This is a genomic window from Streptomyces sp. SID12501 (assembly GCF_010550245.1).
Lineage (GTDB): Bacteria > Actinomycetota > Actinomycetes > Streptomycetales > Streptomycetaceae > Streptomyces.
The window spans coordinates 1-831 of the sequence record NZ_JAAGLU010000151.1 but is presented as its reverse complement, the minus strand read 5'-3'; the positions used below and the strand labels follow the sequence as shown (position 1 = coordinate 831).

At 69.7% G+C, this 831-nt stretch carries 1 protein-coding gene; it reads left to right on the top strand.

What is annotated here, in order from left to right; translation table 11 throughout:
* Window positions 1-831, top strand: an 831-nt coding sequence (locus G3I71_RS44920) for a penicillin-binding transpeptidase domain-containing protein (protein WP_275409415.1), incomplete at both ends; no start/stop codon positions are given.

The following is an 831-nucleotide window of genomic DNA, read 5'->3' as shown; positions in this document are numbered from 1 at the left end:
GGGCGGCGAGCCGTTCAAGCAGAAGAACGAGAGCCCGCAGGCCTTCGGCTACGTGACCATCGACGAGGCGATGCGGCAGTCGATCAACGTCCCGTTCGCCCAGCTGATCTTCGACGTCGGCCACGACAAGGTCAGCGGGGTCGCCCGCTCCACCGGCATCCTCGACGAGTCGATGGACCCCGATGACAACGCCTCCTTCGCCCTCGGCACCTCGACGCCCAGCGCCATCCGGATGGCCGACTCGTACGCCACCTTCGCCGCCTCCGGTACCCACCACGAGCCCTTCTCCGTGACCAAGGTCACGGAGGACGGTGAAGAACTGCCCGGCTTCGAACCCCCCAAGTCGGTCCGGGCCATGGACGACGCCATCGCGGACAACATCACCAAGGTCCTGCGCAACGTCGTCGAGAACGGCACCGGCATCAAGGCGAAGAAGCTGGGGCGGCCCGCCGCGGGCAAGACCGGCACCACCTCGAGCAACGAGTACAACTGGTTCGTCGGCTACACGCCGCTGCGCGCCACCGCCGTCTGGGTCGGGTTCCCGGGCGAGATGCGCTCGATGAACCGTCAGACGATCAACGGCCGCACCTACTACCGCGGCCCGTACGGCTCGTCCATCGCCGGGCCCACGTGGAGCCGCTTCATGACGCAGGTGCTCGCGGGCGCCGAGAACCCCGGGTTCAGCAACGCCGGCGACCGCGAGGTCTTCGGCGAGCGCGTCGCCGTGCCGTCCGTCGTCGGACGGTCCGAGTCCGACGCGCGCGGCGCGCTCGAGCGCGCGGGCTTCCGGGTGTCGGTCTCGGGGGAGCAGGTCCAGTCGCCGTACCCGGC